Below are 23,871 nucleotides of genomic sequence, written 5' to 3'. Positions count from 1 at the left end.
CATAAAGAATGACTCCTTTGCTTGCCGGCTGATTCTTACTTTGATGCTTTTCCCTCTTCTGTCTTCTGGTCGTACATGCTGCAAACCCTGTATGACAGACGCATCAGACTTTCAGACAGGTGGACATTCTCCACTACCACATCATCCGGAACCACCAGATCGGTATGGGCAAAGTTCCAGATTGCCTTGATACCGGCCTGGACAAGGCGGTCAGCAATCTCAGGCGCCTTTGTCTTTGGAATGGTCAGGGCCGCTATCTGAATCTCATTCTCCTTGATGTAGTGTTCCAGATCGTCCACGGAGCGGATCTCAATCCCGCGGATTACCAGACCAATCAGCTTGGGATTGATATCAAACATGCCCTTGATGACAAATCCCCGCCTTTCAAAATTCGTATAGTTTGCAATGGCCTGCCCCAGATTACCAGCTCCGATGATGATTAGGTTGTGCTGCTGGTCAATTCCTAAAATCTTTGCTATCTCAGCATACAGGTACTTGACATTATAACCGTAACCCTGCTGGCCGAATCCTCCGAAATTATTAAGGTCCTGACGGATCTGTGATGCCGTTACTTTCATCCTGGCGCTGAGTTCATTGGAAGAAATGCGTTCCACACCTTCCTCAATCAGTTCACCCAGGTAGCGGTAATAGCGGGGCAATCTTGAAATTACCGCCTTTGATATCTCTTTGCGTTCCATTGTGTTCCACCTTCCCCTTACGCGTTTCTATAAATACCTAATGGTTCTATTATAAACAAGTGTCAAAAAAATGTCAAACACGTTTCAGTATGTTCTTGAAAAAATTTTCCTATTATATTATACTGGTGAAAGTATAATATGGAAATCCCGGCAATCCAGGACGTGTCTGAGAATTGCTTTCCGTCGGCCGTGCATCCCACTTTGTGGGGGATTTGGCGCAAATAAAGGGGGCATAGCGGGCTATGTGACCCGAATTCCGGCCAGATATGCCGCAAAGTGGGGCGTACTTTGTCCTAAAGGGGGTATCTCCTGATGGATTCCTTCACATATAAGCGCGTGGAAAACAGCGCCCTGTTGCCCCCTTTGGATGGAGCGCCGGTATACAATGCAAAGGAGCTTAACCATGATTTTATCATGCAGCAATATAACCAAGTCATTTGGTGACAAACATATTTTAAAGCAGGTTTCCTTTCACCTGGAAGACCACGAAAAGGCGGCTATTGTGGGCATTAACGGTGCAGGCAAGACCACCCTTTTGAAAATCATGATCGGTGAGCTGGCTGCTGACGAAGGCGTTGTGGCCCTCAGCAAGGGCACCACCATCGGTTATCTGGCACAGCACCAGGACCTGGACAGCGAAAACACGATTTACGAAGCCCTTCTGGAGGTAAAGCGTCCTGTCATAGAGATGGAGGAGCGGATCCGCAGCCTGGAGCTTAAGATGCATTCGGCCTCAGGCGATGCCCTGGAAGCCATGCTGGCAGAATACAGCCGCTTAAACCACGCCTTTGAACTGGCTGATGGCTACGCTTATAAAAGCGAGGTCACGGGCGTATTAAAAGGCCTGGGATTCAGCGAGGATGAATTCACCAAACCCATCAACACCCTTTCCGGAGGCCAGAAAACACGCGTATCCCTTGGCAAGCTCCTGCTTACCAAGCCGGACGTACTGCTGCTTGACGAGCCCACCAACCATCTGGACATGGAGTCCATTGCCTGGCTTGAAACCTACTTAAAGAGCTATGCAGGCAGTGTGATCATTGTTGCCCATGACCGGTATTTCCTGGACCGTGTGGTTACCAAGATTGTGGAACTGGATAACGGCATAGGGACCATGTTCTCAGGCAACTATTCCGCTTACAGCGACAAGAAGGCCATGCTGCGGGATGCCAAAATCAGGGCATACCTAAACCAGCAGCAGGAAATCAGGCACCAGGAAGCAGTCATCGCCAAACTAAAATCCTTTAACCGCGAAAAGTCCATCCGGCGTGCCGAAAGCCGTGAAAAGATGCTGGATAAGATTGAGCGTGTGGAAAAGCCGGTGGACATTGACGCTTCCATGGATATACGGCTGGAGCCGGATGTAATCAGCGGCAATGATGTGCTGACGGTCAGGGAATTAAGCAAATCCTTTGACGCCCAGCCCCTCTTCTCCCATGTGGATTTTGATATCAGGCGCGGGGAGCGGGTGGCTATCATAGGCAATAACGGAACCGGCAAGACCACCCTGCTAAAGATCATCAACGGCCTGCTGGAAGCTGACAGCGGTGAAATCCGCCTGGGTTCCAAGGTGCACATCGGTTATTACGACCAGGAGCACCAGGTCCTGCACATGGACAAGACATTATTTGAGGAAATACAGGATACCTATCCTGACATGAATAATACCCAGATCCGCAATACACTGGCCTCCTTCCTGTTCACAGGAGATGACGTGTTTAAGCAGATCAGGGACTTAAGCGGCGGGGAACGCGGACGCGTGTCCCTGGCCAAGCTCATGCTCTCCGATGCCAATTTCCTTTTGCTGGACGAGCCCACCAACCATCTGGACATCACGTCCAAGGAGATACTGGAAAGCGCCCTCTGCCGCTATACGGGCACCGTGCTTTATGTGTCCCATGACCGTTATTTCATCAACCGCACCGCCACCAGGATACTGGACCTGACCAGCCAGTCCCTGATTAATTATATCGGCAACTACGATTATTATCTTGAGAAAAAGGATGACGTGGAAGCCGCATTTGCAGCAAGGAATGCGGCAGGCCAGACGCCTGCGGGAACCCCGGACAGGGATTTTGGATCCCCTTCTGCCAGCGGCATAAAGCTGGACTGGAAAGCCCAGAAGGAGGAGCAGGCCCGCATACGCAAGCGCCAGAACGAGTTAAAAAAGACAGAGGATTCCATCCATGCCCTGGAAACCAGGGACAGTGAGATTGACGGGCTGCTTTCCCAGGAAGAGGTCTACACCGATGTGGACAGGCTGATGGAACTGAACAGGGAAAAGGAAGAAATCGCCCGGCAGCTGGAAGAACTGTATGGGCGCTGGGAAGAACTGGCTGAGGATTGACGGTTCAGACGGATGGACAATTGGTCCGGAACGGATGGTTGAGTCGATTGGTTGGAACGGGTGGTTAAGACGTTTGATTGGGATGGATAAGGAAACAGTCAACGGATGAAAGGAGTCAATGCATGAAATTAAAACGGATCCTGGCCCTGGCCGGAGCCCTGCTTCTGGTGGCGCTGTTTGTGCTGGCCATTATCCTGGCCGTGACAGGCGCCCCAAAGAATTACCTTATGGCCGTGATTTTCTCCATGGTGTTCATACCTATCATCATGTTTGCCATGGGACTGATGGCACGTGTTTTAAAGCCTTCTGAACCAGCGGACATAGAGGCGCTGAAAGCCGAGGCGGAAAAAGCCGGCAGGGCCGATACACAGGCAGACAGGCGGACAGCCCATGGCAAAACAGATGTGAACGGGCAAGATAAAACATCCAGGCCATAGGCAGATGGGATGATTTAGAAAAGGATTGATCTAAAAAATCGGAAATACCGGGAAAGCTGTATCCTACAGGTTTCCTGGCATTTTTTTATATCCTGGATGCAAAAAGGGCGTCCGGAAGGAAAATGCTTATAAAACAGTATCAACCAATAAACTGAAACCGGTAGATGCCACATAGGTATGGTACAATGTAAAACCGGATAGAAACGCCTATAATTATGTGCTATAATCTCTTAAAATAATGGTGTGAACTATATATAAATGTATATTCGAAACGAGGGGTCATTTATGAAAGCAAATTTCGATGAGATTTCCATACAATACTGGCTTGATAATCGTAAATATATTCAAGCAAAATCATATTCCTGTTTTCACAATGGATATGTTTACGGTGATAACATGCAGTTTGATAAAATAAATTTTGTATTTGTGGCTGACGATAATGAGATAATAATTGACGGGGAAAGTCCTCGTAAAACATATATTAAATTTGTTGAGGCTGCCTGTAATCAGTCCATTGAAATCATAAATGGCTTTCTAACGGCAAAGGCTGATAAATTTAAAATTTTCCCAGAAATTGTTGTCCATGACTTTACAAGCAGACAAAAAAACAGTACCCGAATACAGGATGAAAACAGTGCAATCATTATTTCGGACAAAAAATATTATGTTGCAAATAATTTAAAGATATGCGAATTCTTTAATGCGGCTGCCAGTGCCCTTACAGAAGAATATAGAAAAAAATGGTATATAAGAATCATCTGTAATGATGAACACAGAAACACCCCATTAAAGGCCGTTGATGAGCTTCAACCAACAGAAACAAAATCGTATAGTAGTTTTAAATTACTGATTGATGACGAGGACATTCCCGCTGAAAGGAAACCGGCAACAAAACAGACTAGAAAGTCATATAAAACAGATTATCTGGCCCTTAATGAAAAGAAAAAAAGTATTGGCGATTTAGGAGAATATATTGTTATTGAGTTTGAAAAGAAAAAGTTATGTAATGTAGGGTTAGGGAAACTTGCAAAGCAAATTGAACATACATCTCAAGAAGTAGGCGATAACGAAGGTTATGATATTAAATCCTTTACCGAACAAGGGGAGTTATTATACATCGAGGTAAAGAGCACAGAGCAAGACCACGATGGCGGCTTCTATATTTCCCAAAACGAAATTACCGTTGCCAATAAGATGCAGCAGCAAAAGAAAAACTACAGAATTTATAGACTATACAATATTAACAAGAGAAAAGGCGAGGCTCACCTAAAGATATATGAACCTCCATTTGATACCGGACGGTATATCATGAAAGTAACGTCATGGTATATCGAAAGCGAAATTTGACAGATTCTTATAATCAAGTAAGTAATAAGGATCATAAGTGAACATGACCTTGTGGGAATACTCCTGCATCTTTACCGAATGACCTACATAATGGAGAAACGGCATAGCCCGATAGCCACGCCGTTTCCAGAAAACATTTCCATCATTGCCTTGTGATTGTGTTCCGATTGAACGCCCATATACCGGAATTCAATTTACCATCCCTGCTATACTTCCAGAAGCGGTTAGCGCATGATGATGTCATCCCGCCCCGGTCCATTGGAGACCATTGCAATGGGAGCCTCTATCTCCTTTTCCACGAACTCAATATATCTGCGGCAGTTCTCAGGAAGGTCCTCATAATCCTTAATTCCTCGGATGTCGCATTTCCATCCCGGAAGCCTGGTAAGCACGGGCTTCGCCTTTTCAAGCCGTGTGGTGGTCGGGAATTCCTTTGTCACCTGGCCGTCAATCTCATAGCCCACGCACACAGGAATCTCATCCAGATACCCCAGGACATCCAGCACGGTAAATGCCACCTCCGTGGTTCCCTGGATGCGGCAGCCATATCTGGTTGCAACCGCGTCAAACCATCCCACGCGTCTGGGGCGTCCCGTGGTCGCGCCATATTCGCCGCCATCGCCTCCGCGGTTCCTTAACTCCTCCGCCTCATCCCCGAATATCTCGCTGACAAAGGCGCCTGCGCCCACAGCGCTGGAATAAGCCTTTACAACCGTGGTAATATCCTTAATTTCATATGGCGGTATTCCTGCGCCGATTGCGCCGTATGCAGCCAGTGTGGAGGAGGACGTCACCATGGGATAGATTCCATGATCCGGGTCCTTAAGGGAGCCCAGCTGGCCTTCCAGAAGGATTTTCCTGCCCTTTTTAATGGCTTCATAAAGATATGCGGATGTATCGCACACATATGGCTCAATCATGTCGCGGTAACCATGCAGCTCACGGAGCAGTTCCTCCGGATCCAACAGCGGTTTGTGGTACAGATGCTCAAGAAGCACATTCTTCTGTTCACACACCCTGCATGCCTTCTCCCTCAGAAGTTCCTCGTCAAACAGCTCGCTGACCTGGAAACCGATTTTTGCATATTTATCAGAATAAAACGGGGCAATGCCTGATTTGGTGGAGCCAAAGGATTTGCCTGCCAGACGCGCCTCCTCGTAGGTGTCAAACAGCACATGATAAGGCATCAGGATCTGTGCCCTGTCCGAAACAAGCACCCTGGGCTTTGGAACCCCTCTGTCCACCAGTGACTGTATCTCATCCATCAGATATGGGATATTAAGCGCAACCCCATTGCCAATCACGCTGGTCGTATGCTGATAAAACACGCCGGATGGAAGGAGATGAAGGGCAAATTTGCCGTAGTCGTTAATAATGGTATGTCCTGCATTACTTCCGCCCTGAAAGCGTACAATAATGTCAGACTCCTTGGCAAGCATATCTGTAATCTTGCCCTTGCCTTCATCGCCCCAGTTAGCACCTACAATTGCTCTGACCATACAATAAATCCTCCTTCGGGTATCTTCCCGTCCATGCTCATTATCTGTCTTATGCCATATTCTGAGTTCAATACAAACCCAAAAAAGACAGTTCTTACTTTACTACATCGTTCTTCATAAGTAAAGACGTTCTTTGTTATGCTTCCCATAATGAGCACTTATATCATGTCCGTTTCAATCCTCTGACCGGTAATCATTTCCAGAAGCTTGCGTCCAGGCATGGATATAAGGTTAGATTCCCCGGTAACCACGCAAATATGCCGTGCAGGCATCTCCATTTTAAATTTCAGTTCAAATACATCCCCTGCTTCCACTGCATCCTGGGCAAATCCCTCCATCACGCAGCCCACCCCCATGTTGCGCTTGGCAAACTGTACAATCATGTCGCTAATGGCCAGTTCAAACTCCGGTTTCAGTTCAATCCCCTGTTTTAACAGGAAATCATCCATGAACGTCCTGGTGCTGGTATTCTTTTCCAGGAAAATGCAGGGCAGTCCTGAAAGCTCCGAATAATCCAGTTTCCTGTCCCTCAGCGATTCAAAGCTGTTGCCTGCAATAAACACGTTCCGTATGACCTTGACCGGAATCCGGTTCATGGTCCCCCTGCATTCAAAGGGCGTGGTGACAACGCCAAAATCAATCCTGCCCTCTTCCAGGCTCTTTATGGTTTCCGGCGTAGGCGCATTGGATACATTGACCTTGATTTTAGGAAACTCCTTGTGAAACTGTTCCAGATAAGGAAGCAGGAAAAACTGCAGGGTCATATCGCTGGCGCCAATCCGCACCTCCCCCATATCCATGCCCAGGACCCGTTCCACCATCTTCTCACCTTCCAAAAGGCTCTCCACCCCTATTTTAACATAGCGGTACAGAAGTTCACCCTCCTTTGTAAGCTGGACACCTTTGGACGTCCGCAGGAACAGCTTAATCCCCGCTTCCTTTTCCAGCTGGCGCACGGCCTGGCTGACTGCCGGCTGGGAGATACACAGCTCCCTGGCAGCCGCAGTCAGGCTCCCATGAACGCACACATAGTAAAACACCCTGTAATATTCCAGATTTACATTCATCCATGACCTCCCTTTCCTTTGTTCTTGTTGACTTGTCCTTATACTTTCCTATATTAAAACTATACCATTCCTTGCCAAGGTTCGCAATATGGGAACGTGGATTTATGAGGTGTGGGCGTGAAGGTGCATCCGTCCGTGAGCGGAAGGGGGATGGGGGTGCGGATACGGCTGCGGGACTAGTGGCTCTAAGGCCGAGGAAAACGGCGCTGGACAAGAGGCTGGCTGCCAAACTCGCGCTTCAGGTATTACCACCCATTTAGTCATCGGGCTCAGACAAAGGCGCCGGCCTCTTAGCACCGCTTCCCTCAGCCTAAGACCCACACGTCCCTGTAGATGCATCCGCACCCCCATCCCCCTTCCGCTCACCCACCACGTTCCTCCATCCCTGCATCACATAAATCCGACTGGAAAAATAAAAAATCCCCCCGCCAGTCCATCCCATATCTTCTGGAAACAGCTGGCGCCGGAGACTTTATTTCCACTTCTGCGTTTGGCGCATGTCATGGCTGGAATACACAGTCCGCGAAGCGGGCCAGGACGGGCTTTGGGCTAAGGGGGAGCAGGCGGGTACGGGGGGGATTCCTTAGGGCGGCTGCGGGGCGGGCGCATTGTGGAGGAGGGAGCAGCTTCTTAGGTCATGGCAAGCAAAAAGACGGGGTGGATTCCTGCATCAAAGCAAGAATCCAAGGTGCTCTGAGCTGAGAAAGTCCTTCAGGATTTCTCAGCGAATAGCACCGGTCCCCGTCTTTCTGCTTGCCAGGGCCTTAGAAGCTGCCCCTCCGGAACTTGGCGTCCGTCCCGCAGCCGTCCTAAGGAATCCTCCCGTCCCGGCCGGTTCCCCTTAGCCCAAAGCCTGCCCTGGCCCGCTTCGCGGACGTAGCATCCGCAGCCCCCTCACATCCCCCAATCCAACCTATACATTTATTTCCGCAGTCATCCCCAGCTCCCCTGCATTATCCGCAAGTACCGGGCGGATTACTTCCTCCAGGAACTCCTCCACCTGTTTGGGCGCCCGTCCTACATACCGGGATGGGTCCATGGCCGCCTTCAGGTCATCCAGGGAAAGGTTGAATGCAGGGTCTGCTGCAATCAGTTCAAGAAGATTATTATCCAGGCCTTTTTCTTTTACATTCTTTCCTGCTTCCATGGACAGCTCCCTGATGCGCTCATGAAGTTCCTGGCGGTCGCCCCCGGCCTTAACCGCGTCCATCATGATGTTCTCTGTTGCCATGAATGGCAGTTCCGCCATCAGGTGCTTTTCGATTACCTTTGGATACACCACAAGGCCATCCACCACATTCAGATATAAATCCAGGATGCCGTCCACGGCCAGGAAGCCCTCGGGCACGGATAACCTCTTGTTGGCCGAGTCGTCCAGGGTCCTCTCAAACCACTGGGTGGAGGCCACCAGCATGGGGTTCATCATATCGCTCATCACATAATTGGCAAGACTGGCAATGCGCTCGCTCCGCATGGGATTGCGCTTATACGCCATGGCGGATGAGCCGATCTGCTTTTTCTCAAATGGTTCCTCCACTTCCTTCAGGTGCTGAAGCAGGCGGATATCGTTTGAGAATTTGTGTGCGCTCTGGGCAATTCCTGCCAGGACGCCAATCACACGGCTGTCAACCTTCCTGGAATAGGTCTGGCCTGAGACAGGATAACAGCCCCCGAATCCCATTTTCCTGGCTATCCGCTCATCCAGGCTGCGGCATCTGTCATGGTCACCGTCAAACAGTTCCAGGAAACTGGCCTGGGTGCCTGTGGTGCCCTTGGAGCCAAGAAGGCGCATGGAACCAATCAGATAATCCAGGTCGTCCAGATCCAGCTTCAGTTCCATCATCCAAAGGGTGGCGCGCTTTCCTACCGTTGTGGGCTGGGCGGGCTGGAAATGGGTGAATGCAAGGGTTGGAAGTTCCTTATAGGCATCGGCAAACTTAGCCAGTTCAGCTAAAACATTGAGCAGTTTCTTCCTCACCAGCTTAAGGGCTTCTGTCATGATGATGATATCTGTATTATCCCCCACGTAACAGGAGGTGGCTCCCAGATGGATGATTCCCTTTGCCTTGGGACACTGGACCCCGTATGCATACACGTGGCTCATCACATCATGGCGCACTTCCTTTTCACGGGCCTTTGCCACATCATAATTAATATCGTCCGCATGGGCCTTCAGCTCCTCAATCTGTTCGTCCGTAATGCCCAGGCCCAGCTCCTTCTCAGTCTCAGCCAGGGCAATCCACAGGCGTCTCCAGGTCTTAAACTTCATGTCCGGCGAAAAAATATACTGCATCTCGCTGCTGGCATAGCGCTCGGAAAGAGGGCTTATATATCGGTCTGTGTTACTCATGTCATTTCCTCCATACTTCTCCACGACTGCTTGTTCATCATGGTTTTTCCTAAGTTCTCTGAATTCATGGTTTTTATCTTATCACAACAAGGGCGTGTCTTCAACCGCTGTTTATTTATCATAGCTTCCCCTGATATCCTCAACCGGCGGCTCAATGGGGTATTTCCCGCTGAAACAGGCCGTGCATATGGACCGGCTGCATGCCATCTCCTGAAGCCGTTCCATTTTCAGGTAAGAAAGGGAGTCAGCGCCAATCATGTCCCGTATCTCCTCCACCGTATGCCCATGGGCAATCAGCTGGTCCTCTGACGGGATATCCGTGCCAAAATAGCAGGGATGGAGAAATGGCGGCGCACTGATCCTCACATGGACTTCCCTGGCCCCTGCGTCCCGCAGCATGTTCACGATCAGGGCGCTGGTGGTGCCGCGCACAATGGAATCATCAATCATGATGATACGCCTGCCTGCGACCGCTTCCTTAAGGACGTTCAGCTTAATACGGACCGCGGACTCCCGGCTGCTCTGTTTGGGCTTTATGAAGGTGCGCCCCACATAGGAATTCTTCACGAATGCGGTTCCGTAGGGAATCCCGGACTCCATGGAATAACCAAGGGCTGCCCCGTTACCGGATTCGGGCACGCCCACCACCAGGTCTGCCTCCACCGGCGAATCCAGGGCCAGGAAACGGCCTGCCTGAATCCTGGAATGATATACGCTTACCCCGTCAAATACACTGTCCGGCCTGGCAAAATATATATATTCGAACACGCACCTGGCTTCTTTTGCAGTATCCCTGAAACACATTTCCGTGTCAGACGCAATCCCCTCCCTGGTGATGGTGACAATTTCCCCCGGCCTTACATCCCTCACAAACTCCGCGCCGATTGTCTCAAGGGCGCAGGTCTCTGAGGCAAGGATATATGCATTGCCCCTCTTTCCAATGCATAAGGGCTTGAATCCAAAGGGGTCCCTGGCCCCAATCAGCTTGCGCGGGCTCATGATTACAAGGGAGTAGGCGCCCTTTAGCTTACCCATGGCTTTTGCCACCGCGCTTTCAACATTGGGCTGGGAAACCCTGGCCCTTGCAATATGGTAGGCTATGACCTCGGAATCAATGGTTGTCTGGAAAATGGCTCCTGTGTATTCCAGTTCATGGCGCAGCTGGGGCGCATTGACCAGGTTGCCGTTGTGGGCCAGCGCAAGGGTGCCTTTTACATAGTTAAGCACCAGGGGCTGTGCATTTTCCCTGGTACTGCTGCCGGCCGTGGAGTAACGCACATGTCCAACCCCGATGTTGCCGTGCATCTGCTCCAGATGTTCCGTTGAAAACACTTCATTGCAAAGGCCCATGCCCTTGTGGGCGCTCACCTTGCCCTTTGGTCCCTTTGTATCGCTGACCGCAATGCCGCAGCTTTCCTGTCCCCTGTGCTGCAGGGCAAAAAGCCCATAATAGACAGTAGACGCCACATCGTTCCCATCCAGGTCATAGATTCCAAAAACCCCGCACTCCTCGCGCAGTTTATCTGCCCCAATACCGTCCCGTGACTGATCCAACCGGGAATTTTCCCTGTCAAAGTCAAACTGGTTCCAATCCATTCAGCCAAGTCCCTTTCTTTTATGATAGATTGATAAGATGTATTGAATCAGGCAACGCCTGGGTAATCAATGCCCAGGCGTTGTATGTAAGTTCATTACTGGATTCCCAGTCTGCGGAATACTTCCTCATAAGCATCCTCCACATTGCCAAGATCCCTTCTGAACCTGTCCTTGTCCAGCTTCTCATGGGTGTCCTTGTCCCACAGGCGGCAGGTGTCGGGGGAAATCTCGTCAGCAAGGATTATCTTTCCGTGGTAACGGCCAAACTCAATCTTAAAGTCAATCAGGTCAATGTTCAGGCCGTCAAAATACTCCTGAAGCACCTCATTTACCTTAAAGGTATATTTGGTAATATCATCAATCTCCTCCTGGGTGGCAAGGCCAAGGGCCAGCGCATAGTAGCTGTTGATGAAGGGATCGCCCAGGTCATCATTCTTGTAGCTGAATTCCAGGGTCGGGCATTTAAACTTTATGCCTTCCTCCATTCCCATCTTCTTGGCAAAGCTGCCCGCGGAATAGTTGCGCACGATTACCTCAAGGGGCACGATTTCCACTTTCCTGACAGCTGTCTCCCTGTCATTTAATTCTTCCACCAGGTGGGTCGGCACGCCCTTTTCTTCCAGCTTCTTAAAGATGAAGTTGGTCATACGGTTATTGATGGCTCCCTTGCCCACAATGGTCCCCTTCTTTAATCCGTTAAATGCAGTGGCATCATCCTTATAGGATACGATTAATACATCCGGGTCCTCCGTAGTATAGACTTTCTTAGCCTTTCCTTCATAGAGCATCTCTTTCTTTTCCATGGGTATCCACCTGTCCTTTTCTTTTCTTCATGATCCGCGATTGAATTTGAATCGTGGATTTTCCTAAATGGTAACATAGATATAAGATATAGATTTATAAGTTGACGCTATAAAAGAATACCATTTCAGAAGAAATTATAATACAATATCCAGTTGAATACAAGAAGGGCAATCATTAAAATTCCTAATGAATTTTCTATCCCCTTCTAATCACTCCCGGTTTCCATGTGTTCTTCCATCCTGAAAATGCTCACAGACCCTTTATCCAGAATAATCGTCACTCCTTCCTTCCGGCGCCTGCCCTCAAGGGGGGCTTCCCTTTGCTGCCAGCCTCCATCAGCGGCTGGTTCCGTCCTCAGATTGCCAGTCCTATCAACCGGTGCCGCTTCCTGTTCCTCAACATAACGGATCTGGACCATCTCCCTAAGCCCCGTGAAAAATCCTCCCTGCCCGGATACGGCCCCATATGCAGCCAATCCTGCGGCGGCTATAAGGATTTTTCTCATAATGCGTTTTTTTCTCTCCCTTGTCCTGATTGTGAGTTTTTTTCTCCTCCTCTGTCCCGGCCTGAAAACGCGTGCCTGTCCCCCATTCCCCCTGCCCTTCCACTTCTTAACCATATGGCTTCTATACAGCCGAAGCCATCTTCTGCGCCAATATGACTTTTGCCATACAATCATATGGCGCCAGCCACATATCATCCGGTTCAAGAATCCCAATCCCGGTTCCTTTCCCGCATCCTCTCCAATGAAGCATATATGGCAATTATAATTCATCCCAGGTTCCATATCAAGACCAGAACATGCATTCACCACCATGACACAGAAGTCATGCTAAAAGCCCCTTCTTCCCGCTAAATCTGCCAAAACGAACATGCTCCTTCTCCCCGCTATGCCTGCCAAAACAAACGTGCCCCTTCTCCCCGCCATGTCTGCCAAAGCAAAAGGAACCCTTCCCCTGCCGTATCGGCCAGGAAAGGGTCCGCTCTGCAATAAATACCATATGGTCGTGATTAGTGTGTTGCCTCTGTTGTGGCTGTGTTGCTGGTCTCATTGGTATTGCCTGATTCGCCGGTCATGTCCTTGATGCCGTTGCCAACATCATCCACGCCGTCTTCCACGTCATCTACAAGATTGTCAAGCACACCTCCGGTGGTTTCGGAACCGGAGGTATTGCTGTTGCTCTCATTATTCCCTGCAGCAGTTGTGGATGTTGCTGCTGATGAAGAAGACTGGCTGGAACCTGTGGTGGACTGGGAGCCTGAGTTATTGCTTCCGCAGGCCGTCACAGATAAAACCATAACGAATAGTAACATAGCTAAGATAGCAGGTCTGATTTTTTTCATAATAACATTCTCCTTTCTATTTCTATCCTTATTATGTGCGTTTGGAGTTTATATTATGGTGGTACATCCTGCTATTTCAGGAAAATATTTCCTACAATTTAACCACGTCAGCCATGGTATAAAGTCCCGGTCCTTTTCCTGCCAGGAACTTGGCTGCCTCCAGGGCGCCCTTTGCAAAAATGGCTTTGGAATAAGCGGTATGGCTGAACGTAACCACCTCATCCGTGCCAGCGAATATCACGTCGTGTTCCCCAACAATGGAACCGCCCCTGACAGCGCTTATGCCGATTTCCGACGGATGCCTTTTTTCACGGCGGGTACTTCTGTCATAGGTATACCCATAAGACATGTCCATGGCCTGGTTAATGGAATCCGCCAGTGCAATGGCCGTGCCGCTGGGCGCGTCCATCTTCTGGTTGTGGTGTTTTTCCACGATTTCAATGTCAAATCCAGAACCCGCAAGTACCTTTGCCGCGTCCTTCACCAGCTTAAGGAGCAGGTTGACGCCCAGGGACATATTGGCCGAGCGCAGCACAGCAGCGCTGGCGCTGGCCCGTTTCAGTGTCTCCAACTGCCCTTTTGACAGACCGGTGGTACACAGCACCACCGGCATGCCTGTTTCGGAACAATATTTTAAAAGTCCGTCCACTGCTTTTGCCGAAGAGAAATCCACAATCACATCTGCCTTCACGTTACATTGGTCCAGGCTATTAAATACAGGATAACCGCTGTCCTTTGACGGATGCAAATCAATTCCCGCCACAATCTCAATTGAATCATCTTCTGCGGCCAGGCCTGTGATTACCTGTCCCATGGCCCCGCCGCAGCCGTGCATTATCATTCTTACCATCTGTGTCTTATCCTTTCCAGCCTTTGTTTACAGGATACCGTATTCAATCATGGCTGCTTTTAACTTCTCCTGGTTCTGGGGTTCCATCTCAGTCAGTGGGAGGCGTAAGGGTCCCACATTCCTGCCCATCAGGTTCATGGCCGCCTTTACCGGGATGGGGTTCACCTCTGCGAACAGTTCTGTAATCAGCGGAATGGCATCCAGCTGCAGTTTGGCGCTCCTGGCCGTGTCCCCTTCAAAATACGCGGCGCAGATGTCATGGGTCTGTCTGGGGGCCACGTTGGACAGCACGGAAATCACGCCCTTGCCGCCCAGTGAAAGAAGAGGTACAATCTGGTCGTCATTGCCGGAATACAAATCCACCTTGCCGTCAGCCAGGTTCATCAGGGTTGCAATGGCTGAGAAATTGCCGCTTGCTTCTTTTACACCCACGATGTTTTCCACATTCTTGCAAAGGTCGGCAATGGTCTGGGGAAGGATTGTAACACCGGTCCTTCCGGGAATGTTATAAAGGAGGATTGGAATCTTTACAGCATCGGCAACCGCCTTAAAATGCGCCTTAAGCCCGTTCTGTGTGGCCTTATTATAGTAAGGGGATACCAGCAGGAGTCCGTCGGCCCCCCGGCGCTGCGCCTCCGCCGAAAGATAGACAGCTGTCTCCGTACAGTTGGAGCCGGTCCCTGCAATGACAGGAATACGTTTTCCGGTTACCTTGCACACATATCCTACCACATCCAGGTGCTCCTCATGGCTCATGGTGGAAGCTTCTCCTGTGGTTCCGCAGACAATGATGGAATCCGTACCTCCGGCAATCTGCTCCTCCACGATTTCTTCCAGCTTTTCGTAGTTAACTTCCCCATTTTCCTTAAATGGGGTTACCAGCGCAACGCCTGCTCCTTCAAAAATAGCCATAATTTATTCTCTCCTTTTCTCTTGATTCAATCACAGGATAGCAAAAAAGGGCTGAGGTAAATGTCAGCCCTTCACGTACGTATCATATCGTCATTCACGAATCCACGTTCTTCGGTAGCTCTCCATCCACCCGGATGACAGTCATATGGATATTCACCATATGCCCAGAAGGAAACATGTTCCAGGTATGCTTCCCCCTTCGGCGTCTTTCCCTTTCCCCAAGCCGTCCTCTGTGCCTGCCACATCGGGCCTGGTTACTCTTGATTGACGCAACCTCTACTCTATGATTGTTGGTATTATATTATCATCCTATGATATGGATGTCAACAGGAAATGTCATTCATATCTGGTCTGAAGCTTTGTAACCTCATCCACGCATGCATCCAGGTAATCCGGATACACATTGCCGGTAAGTATCAGCCTGATTCCTGCCTGCCTTGCCTGGCTGATCAGGGCGCACAGCTCATCCCGGGTAATGACGCCTTCATCCAGGATCCCAAGAATCTCATCCAGGATAAGGATGTCGCATTCGCCTGTCACCAGGACCTTCTTAGCAAAATTCAGCCCGTTGCGGATGCAGATCCTTGCCTCATTCTTTTCTTCCTCTGCCAGCTGGTCAAAGAAAACAGGCGTCTTCTCAAATCTGAAAATTTTAAATTCCGGTTCCAGACGTTTCAGGATTTCCATGTTATCCATATCCAGCGAACCTTTTAAAAATTGTACCATGATTACATTGCTGCCCTTGGCCAGCGCGCTGATTCCCCTGCCCATTGCACTTGTTGACTTACCCTTGCCTGGCCCGCAGATAACCTGTATCATGCTTTCTTTCATCATTATGCACCTCATGCTTTACTTGCTTTTTCTTAAGAATGACCATTCATTCATAGACTTTGCTCATAATAGCATAGTTTGACCAACTTTGCAAATATTTCTTACTTTTTCCGAAAGATTTTCCAAAGAGTCTTAAAAGACTATTCCTCGTCACATTCCAGTTTGCTGATGGAAACTTCATAGGCAATCCGCTTCTCACACTCGGTCTCGCTCAGCTTTTTTGTGTACTCCCTGCTCTGTACGCGGCCCCAGATCCGGACCCTGGCCCCCACCTCAAATCCGGATGCATAGCGGGCATTGCGGCCCCAGCTGATGCATGGTATGTAATCAGACTTGCCATAAGGACGGTTTACTGCCAGAAGGATATCTGCAATTTCACGGCCCAGAGGAGTTTTGCGGTAAATCGGCGGCTTGCAGATATAACCGTCCAGGAATATCTGGTTTGTTTTTGTGTAGTCTGTAAATTCTTCCATGAAATGGACTTCCCGGACAAAGATGGAAAGCATCAGCCTGTTCTTCACACCTTCATGGCGGTTATAGGAGCGGAACTGGCCCAGCGCCTCAATGGTGCTTCCGGAATAATCCTGGTGTACGTCCAACAGCCGCTCAGACACCATGAGCGGGATGATATCCGCCTGCTCACTGAGCCGGTTCACAGCAACATCCACCATATAAAAGCCTTCCCCAAATACCTCATGGCTAAAGGTAAATCCCGATACGATCTCACCGATTACACTTACCTTGTTGTTTTCAATCATTTTTTCTGACATAGTACATCTCCTCTTCGCTTCTAAATAAATTCTCACTTGGCCGTTTCTATTTTTTTCTTTCTGTTTAGCTTGCTTTCGTACGGCACATTGATAGTTTATGAGGAAATTTACCATAATAGACCAAAAAATAAGCGGATCCTGCCAGAACATTTCGACAGGATCCGCCTTTTCGTGTTTTATTATGTCGATTTTACTTTTTAAAGGACGCCCTTTTGCGCATGGTGGGGTCCAGGATCTTCTTGCGGATCCTCAGGCTTTCCGGCGTTACCTCCAGAAGCTCATCCGTGTCAATGAAGTCCAGGGCCTGCTCCAGGCTCATGATTTTGGGCGGCGTCAGCTTCAGCGCCTCATCCGCGCTGGAAGAACGTGTGTTGGTCAGTTTCTTTGTCTTGCAGACATTGATTTCAATGTCCTCTGCCTTGGGGCTCTGGCCCACAACCATGCCTGAATAAACCCTGGTTCCCGGTCCGATGAACAGGGTCCCTCTTTCCTGGGCATTGAACAGTCCATAGGTAATGGCCTCGCCTGCCTCAAATGCAATCAGGGAGCCGGTCTGGCGGTAGAACAAATCGCCTTTGTACTCTGCATATTCATCAAAAATAGTATTGAGGATACCATTTCCCTTTGTATCTGTCATGAAATCACCGCGGTAACCGATCAGGCCCCTGGAAGGGATGGAGAATTCCAGCCTGGAATATCCTCCTGCTGCCTGGCTCATGCCCTGGAGCGCGCCCTTGCGGCTTGTAAGCTTCTGGATGACCACGCCCGTATATTCCTCCGGCACATCCACATAAGCCAGTTCCATGGGCTCCAGCTTACGGTTCCTCTCATCATACCGGTACAGGACTTCCGCCTTGCTCACCGCGAACTCAAAGCCTTCACGGCGCATGTTCTCAATGAGAACGGACAGATGCAGCTCGCCGCGGCCGGATACCTTGAAGCAGTCAGCGGAATCCGTCTCCTCCACACGCAGGCTTACATCGGTGTTCAGTTCCCGGAACAGCCTGTCGCGCAGGTGGCGGGAAGTGATGAACTTTCCTTCCTGTCCGGCCAGGGGGCTGTCATTTACCATGAAATACATGGCAATGGTTGGCTCGGATATCTTCTGGAACGGGATTGCCTCAGGATGATCCGGTGAACATATGGTGTCGCCGATGTGGATGTCCGCAATGCCGGATATGGCCACAATGGAACCCACGGATGCCTGCTGTACCTCCACCCTCTTAAGGCCGTCAAACTCATAGAGTTTTCCTATCTTGATCTTTTTGAATTTATCCGGGTCATGATGGTTCACAAGGACACATTCCTGGTTCACCTTAAGGCCGCCGTTGTCAACCTTGCCGATTCCGATACGGCCCACGAATTCATTGTAATCAATGGTGCTGATCAGCACCTGGGTATCTGCATCCGGGTCGCCTTCCGGGGCAGGGGTATGCTTGATGATGGTCTCAAACAGAGGACTCATGTCCATGTTGTCGTCTTCCATCTCATACCTTGCGAACCCGCCCCTTGCGGATGCAAATATAAACGGACAGTCAAGCTGCTCATCCGACGCGTCCAGGTCCATCATAAGCTCAAGCGTCTCGTCTATCACCTCTGAGGGACGCGCTTCCGGACGGTCCACCTTATTAATGCACACAATCACGGACAAGTCCAGTTCCAGGGCTTTCTGAAGCACGAACTTGGTCTGCGGCATGGGACCTTCATAGGCATCCACCACCAGCACGACCCCGTTCACCATCTTAAGCACACGCTCCACTTCCCCGCCAAAGTCAGCGTGTCCGGGGGTGTCGATGATGTTGATTTTAGTATCTTTATAAAATACAGCCGTATTCTTGGACAGGATGGTGATACCGCGCTCGCGCTCAATGTCATTGGAGTCCATGACGCGTTCCTGAACCTCCTGGCCCACACGGAATACGCCGCTCTGCCTTAACAGCTGGTCTACTAATGTGGTCTTGCCATGGTCTACATGGGCAATGATAGCAATATTTCTTACATCTTCTCTTTTCATCTTCATAGTGATTACTCTTCCTTAATTATATACGTCTACAGCCACGGTTTTATAGTATAGCATTGCTATTTACATAATGCAAGGGATTTTACGGGAAAATGCCGTTGATTACGGAATTTTCTTCTAAAAAACAATGACTTTTCCGTCAACAACGCCATAATAAACCTCATTCACGTTCTTAATGGAAGCCCGTCCATTGGTCCCTTCCGTCAGCTGGGCCTTAAAACGCCCTTCCTCGGCAGCAGGCACCAGGAAGGTAAACAACACCTGGTCCGTGTACTGGCTGTCCAGGGTATCAATGCCTGACTGGGCCGCAATGTGCTGAATCTTGCCAACGCCATTGTAATCCGTCCTGACTTCCAGGCAGGAGGCCAGCTTTTTCTCCACCACCACACAGGCCTTAAGCCCCTCCTTCAACGCGCCGGAATAGGCCCTGACCAGGCCCCCTGTGCCCAGAAGGGTTCCGCCAAAATACCGGGTCACCACAGCGCACACATCGTGGAGTCCCTCTCCTGTCAGCACATCCATCATGGGTTTGCCCGCTGTCTGGGACGGTTCCCCGTCATCGCTGCACCTGGCCGTCTGCCCCCTGTCGCCTATGACATAGGCAAAGCAGTGATGCCTTGCATCCCAGTATTTCCTGCGAATCTCCTCCACAAAGGCCAGTGCCTCTTCCTCATCGGCCACTGGTTTTATATCTGCAATGAACCTGGATTTCTTCTCAACCAGCTCACCGGTTCCGCCCTGATACACGATTTTGTAACGTTCTACCACTTTCCATACTCCTTTGTTCCGATTTAAGGGTATCATTCCCCACATTCCGACCTGTTTCCGCCTGATTTTTATCATAATATAGAAATACGGCGATGGCAAGGGCATATTTAAACCTTTTCAATTTTACAAAACTGGTGTATAATCTACAAGATAGACTTAGAAGAGGATCTGTAAGCAAGAAAGGCCACGGTGCAAAGACCGTGGAAAGGTAAAGGAAATCCACGAAAAAGGAATCGTGGAGGATTAAGGAAAGTCCACGAAAAGGAATCGTGGAACGATAAAGGAGAATATATGAACTATGGTAAGTATGAGACTGAACGCAGGATCAAGTCTCTCCACTCCAAATCAGGCAAATATGCCTCGCGGCTGTTCCTTAATATTTTTAAGGCCCTGTTTGTCCTGTTTCTATTCTTAGCAGTAGTGGGTGCGTCCATCGGTTTTGGCATGGTTAAGGGTATTATTGACAATGCCCCCTCCGTAGATATCTTAAACATTCAGCCCGACCGCTTTGCCACCACGGTTTATGATGCGGCAGGCAACCTGACGGACACACTGGTCACCAGCGGTTCCAACCGCGAATCAGCCACATATGAGGAACTTCCCCAGAACCTGGTCAATGCTTTCATTGCCATTGAGGATTCCCGTTTCAGGAGCCACAACGGCATTGATATCCGCTCCATTGCCCGTGCCGTAAAGGGCGTTATCAGCGACGACTACGCCGGCGGCGGAAGCACCATCACCCAGCAGCTCATCAAAAACAATGTATTTTCAGGCGGCATGGAGTCGGGCTGGGGCGCCAAGATTGAAAGGAAGCTGCAGGAACAATACCTTGCAGTCCAGCTGGAGAAAAATTCCGGCATGAGCAAGGAAGATACCAAGAACCTGATCATCACCAATTACCTGAACACAATCAACCTGGGCAACAACACCCTGGGCGTGAAGGTGGCTGCCAAACGTTATTTTAACAAGGACGTGTCCGACCTGACCTTATCCGAATGCGCGGTGCTGGCTTCCATTACCAAGAATCCGTCCAAGCTAAACCCCATATCCGGACGTGAGAAAAATGCGGAACGGCGCCAGATCGTACTCCAGTACATGTATGACCAGGGTTTCATCACCAAGGAGGAGCAGGAGGAAGCGCTTGCGGACGATGTCTATGACAGGATCCAGAATGTGGATACCGCTACCAAGGAGACCAATAATCATTACAGCTATTTTACGGACGAGCTGATTGAACAGGTCATAACAGCGCTGATGGAAAAGCTGGATTACACGGAGAGCCAGGCCAGCAACCTTCTGTATTCAGGGGGACTTCAGATTTATACAACCCAGGATCCGGATCTTCAGGCCATTGTGGACGAGGAGATCAACAATCCGGACAACTACTCTGTTGCAAAGTATTCCGTGGAATACAGGCTGAGCGTCAACCATGCGGACGGCACAACCGAACATTATTCCGAAGAGAACCTGAAAAGCTACCGCAAGAACATACTGCGGGATACTTCCTTTGAGGGTCTTTACATGAGTGAGGAGGCGGTCCAGTCCGATATTGATTCCTACAAGGCATGGCTGTTAAAGGACGGGGACGAAATCATCGGTGAGCGCCAGAACCTGATCCTGCAGCCCCAGGCATCATTTGTCCTGATGGACCAGCACACCGGGGAGGTCAAGGCACTCTGCGGCGGCCGCGGCGAGAAGAAGGCCAGCCTTACCCTGAACCGGGCCAGCAACGTATACCGTCAGCCAGGTTCCGCGTTCAAGGTCATCACTTCATTCGCACCGGCGCTGGACGCCTGCGGCGCAACCCTTGGAACGGTTTACTATGATTCCACTTACACCATTGGCACCAAGACCTTCAGGAACTGGTGGAACTCCGGTTATGGTTTTGTGGGCTATCACAATATCCGTGACGGCATCATCTATTCCATGAACGTGATTGCGGTACGCTGCATGATGGAAACAGTCACCCCCCAGCTGGGCGTGGAATACGCGGAGAACATGGGCATCACTTCCCTGGTCAAGGACGACTTAGGAGCGGCCACTGCCCTGGGCGGCATCACAAAAGGTGTTTCCAACCTGGAGATGACCGCTGCCTATGCTTCCATTGCCAACGGCGGCGTGTACACCAAACCACGTTTCTTCACAAAGATACTGGACCACAATGGCAAGGTGCTTATCGACAACGAGCCCGAAACCAAACAGGTCTTAAAGGATTCCACCGCATTCCTCCTTACGGACGCCATGGCCGAATCCATGAAGAGCAACCGGCTGTTTGCAAGGTCCGGGATTTCCATCAACTCCACCAGTACCAGGGCGGCGCTGACCGGAATGTCCGCTGCCGGCAAGAGCGGCACCACAACCGCTAACAACGATATCTGGTTCGTAGGTTATACGCCATACTATACGGCCGGCATCTGGGGCGGATGTGACAGCAACCAGAAGCTGAAACACGGCAATGTCAACAACGGAGGCACCACCTTCCACAAGGATATATGGCGTAACATCATGAACCGTATCCATGAAGGCAAGTCCGACCCGGGCTTTGCCATTCCGGACAGCATAGAAACCGCGGAAATCTGCCGCAAGTCCGGCAAGCGCGCCGTTGCAGGCGTGTGTACGGCCGACCCAAGGGGCAATGCGGTCTATACCGAATACTTTGCAAAGGGAACCGCTCCCACGGAAGTGTGCGACAAGCATGTGGCCGTCACTGTGTGTGCTGACTCCGGCATGCGTCCAACGCCCTACTGCCCCAACAAGACCACCAGGGTCTGCATGGTGCTTCCGGACGGAGAGACAGGCGCAACAGACGATTCAGCATTTTCCATACCGGGTTACTGCAACATCCATACGGATGTTTCCACCATCATCAATCCAAACCCGGATGAGACCGGTGAAGACAGCCCCATTGTCTCACCCATCGGACCCGGCTACCAGCCATCCACGTCAGCGCCGGCCACAGAGGGTTACGGACCGGGGAATATACCATACTAATGGAATCCCCGTCCCTGTTTAACGGTTTAGCAGCAGCTTTTATATCTGCACTGCCTGGGGCGGGGTTCTGATTCAGACAGCAGACATCCGTCCCGCAGGTACGGCAAAACAAATAAAGCTCAGGATATTCCTCATATTGCCAGAAGATAATCATTATGGATGTTAATCTTTATGGATGCAATCCATTTCATCTGATTATCAGTATGTAGTATATGGAATTACCTGGGCTTTCTATTTATCTTTTGTATATCTTCTGCGTCCCCCTTCCGTATCTTCATTCTGCATCTCACCACTCTCTGCATCCCACCACCCTCTGCATCCCACCACCCTCTGCATCCCACCACCCTCTTCATCCTCTTACCCGCAACTGCCTTTTTACTTTTATGAAACTTCTGGTTTTCAGATTTTTCCAATTGACCCTGACGCTGCGTCATGGTGTAAAGTATAATCATGGTCCGGACATACTAAGTTCATATTCCAAGGAAAGGAAGGGGTTCAAAATTGAAAATAAACCAGGTCGCGGCGCTGACAGGTGTTACCGTCCGCACACTGCACTATTACGACAAAATCGGCTTATTAAAGCCAAGTCAGGTAACAGAGGCCGGTTATCGTCTTTATGATGGTGCGGCTCTTGGGAAGTTACAGCAGATATTATTTTTCAAAGAACTGGATTTCCCTCTCTCTGACATTAAGGAAATCATGACAGACCCTCGGTACGATAAAAAGGAGGCATTATTAAAACAAAAAGAACTGCTTCTGCAAAAGCGTGACCGGCTGGATGGGTTAATTAAACTAGTGGAAAACACGATAAAAGGAGATATGGATATGAGTTTTCAGGAATTTGACATGACTGATATTGAAACCGCCAAAAGCAGATATGCAGCCGAAGTAAAAAGACGCTGGGGAACAACAGACGCATATAAGGAAAGCAAAGAAAAAACCTTTGCATATGATAAAGACAAGTGGGGAACAGTGAATGACGAAGGCGCTGAAATCCTAAATGGCTTTGGCAGGATCCGCACCCTTCCGCCCCACGGCAGGCAGGCGCAGGAACTGGTGGCGCGCTGGCAGTCCTATATCACCGCCAACTTCTACCAGTGCACCGATGAAATCCTTTCCGGTCTAGGACATATGTATATCAGCGACCAGCGTTTTACAGAAAACATTGACAAACACGGCAAAGGCACCGCTACCTTCATGGCTGCTGCCATTGAATCCTATTGCAGGGCAAACGGATAAC

22 protein-coding genes and 1 riboswitch are annotated in these 23,871 nt (G+C 49.8%); of the genes, 6 read left to right on the top strand and 16 right to left on the bottom strand.

Annotated elements, in window-relative coordinates; genetic code table 11:
- Positions 1-35 precede the first annotated feature (35 nt).
- Positions 36-698, bottom strand: a complete 663-nt coding sequence (locus tag DWX59_RS09300) for a redox-sensing transcriptional repressor Rex (RefSeq protein ID WP_008725346.1) — start codon at positions 696-698, stop codon at positions 36-38.
- A gap of 70 nt (positions 699-768) precedes the next feature.
- On the opposite strand from DWX59_RS09300, the gene DWX59_RS30265 reads away from it, so the two are divergent.
- From DWX59_RS30265 to DWX59_RS09285, 4 genes are all read left to right on the top strand, one after another.
- Complete coding sequence (locus DWX59_RS30265) at positions 769-1,011, top strand: DUF6783 domain-containing protein (RefSeq protein WP_409337931.1); 243 nt, start codon at positions 769-771, stop codon at positions 1,009-1,011.
- A gap of 90 nt (positions 1,012-1,101) precedes the next feature.
- Positions 1,102-3,045, top strand: a complete 1,944-nt coding sequence (gene abc-f, locus DWX59_RS09295) for a ribosomal protection-like ABC-F family protein (RefSeq protein ID WP_117558348.1) — start codon at positions 1,102-1,104, stop codon at positions 3,043-3,045.
- Between the two features lie 122 nt (positions 3,046-3,167).
- The gene (locus DWX59_RS29275) at positions 3,168-3,482 is read left to right on the top strand and encodes a hypothetical protein (RefSeq protein WP_227116242.1); all 315 of its coding nucleotides are present in this window, start codon (positions 3,168-3,170) and stop codon (positions 3,480-3,482) included.
- 285 nt (positions 3,483-3,767) lie between these two features.
- The gene (locus tag DWX59_RS09285) at positions 3,768-4,829 is read left to right on the top strand and encodes a protein NO VEIN domain-containing protein (protein ID WP_165641170.1); all 1,062 of its coding nucleotides are present in this window, start codon (positions 3,768-3,770) and stop codon (positions 4,827-4,829) included.
- A gap of 224 nt (positions 4,830-5,053) precedes the next feature.
- Here the strand turns inward: DWX59_RS09285 and DWX59_RS09280 are convergent, their stop codons facing one another.
- From DWX59_RS09280 to DWX59_RS09220, 14 genes are all read right to left on the bottom strand, one after another.
- Entirely contained in the window at positions 5,054-6,328 is a 1,275-nt protein-coding gene (locus DWX59_RS09280; RefSeq protein WP_117558344.1) for an adenylosuccinate synthase, read from the bottom strand.
- A gap of 158 nt (positions 6,329-6,486) precedes the next feature.
- Positions 6,487-7,395, bottom strand: coding sequence for a LysR family transcriptional regulator (locus DWX59_RS09275; protein WP_117558342.1), 909 nt, complete (start codon positions 7,393-7,395; stop codon positions 6,487-6,489).
- 913 nt (positions 7,396-8,308) lie between these two features.
- Entirely contained in the window at positions 8,309-9,745 is a 1,437-nt protein-coding gene (gene purB, locus DWX59_RS09270) for an adenylosuccinate lyase (RefSeq protein ID WP_117558340.1), read from the bottom strand.
- Between the two features lie 111 nt (positions 9,746-9,856).
- Entirely contained in the window at positions 9,857-11,341 is a 1,485-nt protein-coding gene (gene purF / locus DWX59_RS09265) for an amidophosphoribosyltransferase (RefSeq protein ID WP_227116241.1), read from the bottom strand.
- Between the two features lie 95 nt (positions 11,342-11,436).
- On the bottom strand, positions 11,437-12,144 hold the full coding sequence (purC, locus tag DWX59_RS09260; RefSeq protein WP_117558338.1) for a phosphoribosylaminoimidazolesuccinocarboxamide synthase: 708 nt from the start codon (positions 12,142-12,144) through the stop codon (positions 11,437-11,439).
- A gap of 206 nt (positions 12,145-12,350) precedes the next feature.
- The gene (locus tag DWX59_RS28535; protein ID WP_147325795.1) at positions 12,351-12,650 is read right to left on the bottom strand and encodes a hypothetical protein; all 300 of its coding nucleotides are present in this window, start codon (positions 12,648-12,650) and stop codon (positions 12,351-12,353) included.
- Positions 12,651-12,771: 121 nt separating this feature from the next.
- Positions 12,772-12,900, bottom strand: a complete 129-nt coding sequence (locus DWX59_RS29600; protein ID WP_268878104.1) for a hypothetical protein — start codon at positions 12,898-12,900, stop codon at positions 12,772-12,774.
- 256 nt (positions 12,901-13,156) lie between these two features.
- Entirely contained in the window at positions 13,157-13,489 is a 333-nt protein-coding gene (locus DWX59_RS09250; RefSeq protein ID WP_117558334.1) for a hypothetical protein, read from the bottom strand.
- Between the two features lie 91 nt (positions 13,490-13,580).
- Positions 13,581-14,339, bottom strand: coding sequence for a 4-hydroxy-tetrahydrodipicolinate reductase (gene dapB, locus DWX59_RS09245; protein WP_117558332.1), 759 nt, complete (start codon positions 14,337-14,339; stop codon positions 13,581-13,583).
- Positions 14,340-14,366: 27 nt separating this feature from the next.
- Positions 14,367-15,251: a 4-hydroxy-tetrahydrodipicolinate synthase gene (gene dapA, locus DWX59_RS09240; RefSeq protein ID WP_117558330.1), complete on the bottom strand. Its 885-nt coding sequence runs from the start codon at positions 15,249-15,251 to the stop codon at positions 14,367-14,369.
- A gap of 107 nt (positions 15,252-15,358) precedes the next feature.
- A riboswitch (Lysine riboswitch) is annotated at positions 15,359-15,538 on the bottom strand.
- Between the two features lie 49 nt (positions 15,539-15,587).
- Positions 15,588-16,085: a cob(I)yrinic acid a,c-diamide adenosyltransferase gene (locus DWX59_RS09235; protein ID WP_117558328.1), complete on the bottom strand. Its 498-nt coding sequence runs from the start codon at positions 16,083-16,085 to the stop codon at positions 15,588-15,590.
- A gap of 137 nt (positions 16,086-16,222) precedes the next feature.
- On the bottom strand, positions 16,223-16,852 hold the full coding sequence (locus tag DWX59_RS09230; RefSeq protein WP_117558326.1) for a single-stranded DNA-binding protein: 630 nt from the start codon (positions 16,850-16,852) through the stop codon (positions 16,223-16,225).
- 190 nt (positions 16,853-17,042) lie between these two features.
- Positions 17,043-18,872 carry a translational GTPase TypA gene (gene typA / locus DWX59_RS09225; protein ID WP_117558324.1) on the bottom strand — a complete coding sequence of 610 codons (1,830 nt, stop codon included), beginning with the start codon at positions 18,870-18,872 and terminating at the stop codon, positions 17,043-17,045.
- Between the two features lie 117 nt (positions 18,873-18,989).
- Positions 18,990-19,640 (bottom strand): YigZ family protein, encoded by a 651-nt coding sequence (locus DWX59_RS09220; RefSeq protein ID WP_117558322.1) that lies wholly within the window; start codon positions 19,638-19,640, stop codon positions 18,990-18,992.
- 291 nt (positions 19,641-19,931) lie between these two features.
- Here DWX59_RS09220 and DWX59_RS09215 point away from each other — a divergent pair, with 291 nt between their 5' ends.
- The gene (locus DWX59_RS09215; protein ID WP_117558320.1) at positions 19,932-22,631 is read left to right on the top strand and encodes a transglycosylase domain-containing protein; all 2,700 of its coding nucleotides are present in this window, start codon (positions 19,932-19,934) and stop codon (positions 22,629-22,631) included.
- Between the two features lie 218 nt (positions 22,632-22,849).
- Here DWX59_RS09215 and DWX59_RS09210 read toward each other — a convergent pair whose 3' ends face one another.
- Positions 22,850-23,083, bottom strand: coding sequence for a hypothetical protein (locus DWX59_RS09210; RefSeq protein WP_117558318.1), 234 nt, complete (start codon positions 23,081-23,083; stop codon positions 22,850-22,852).
- Between the two features lie 49 nt (positions 23,084-23,132).
- Between DWX59_RS09210 and DWX59_RS09205 the strand changes: the two genes are divergently transcribed.
- Positions 23,133-23,870, top strand: a complete 738-nt coding sequence (locus DWX59_RS09205) for a MerR family transcriptional regulator (protein WP_117558316.1) — start codon at positions 23,133-23,135, stop codon at positions 23,868-23,870.
- Position 23,871 lies beyond the last annotated feature (1 nt).

Origin of the sequence: Enterocloster aldenensis (genome assembly GCF_003434055.1) — a bacterium.
In the GTDB taxonomy this organism is placed as follows: Bacteria; Bacillota; Clostridia; order Lachnospirales; family Lachnospiraceae; genus Enterocloster; species Enterocloster aldenensis.
Note: the sequence above shows the minus strand (reverse complement) of the source record. Positions and strands in the feature narration are given on the sequence as shown.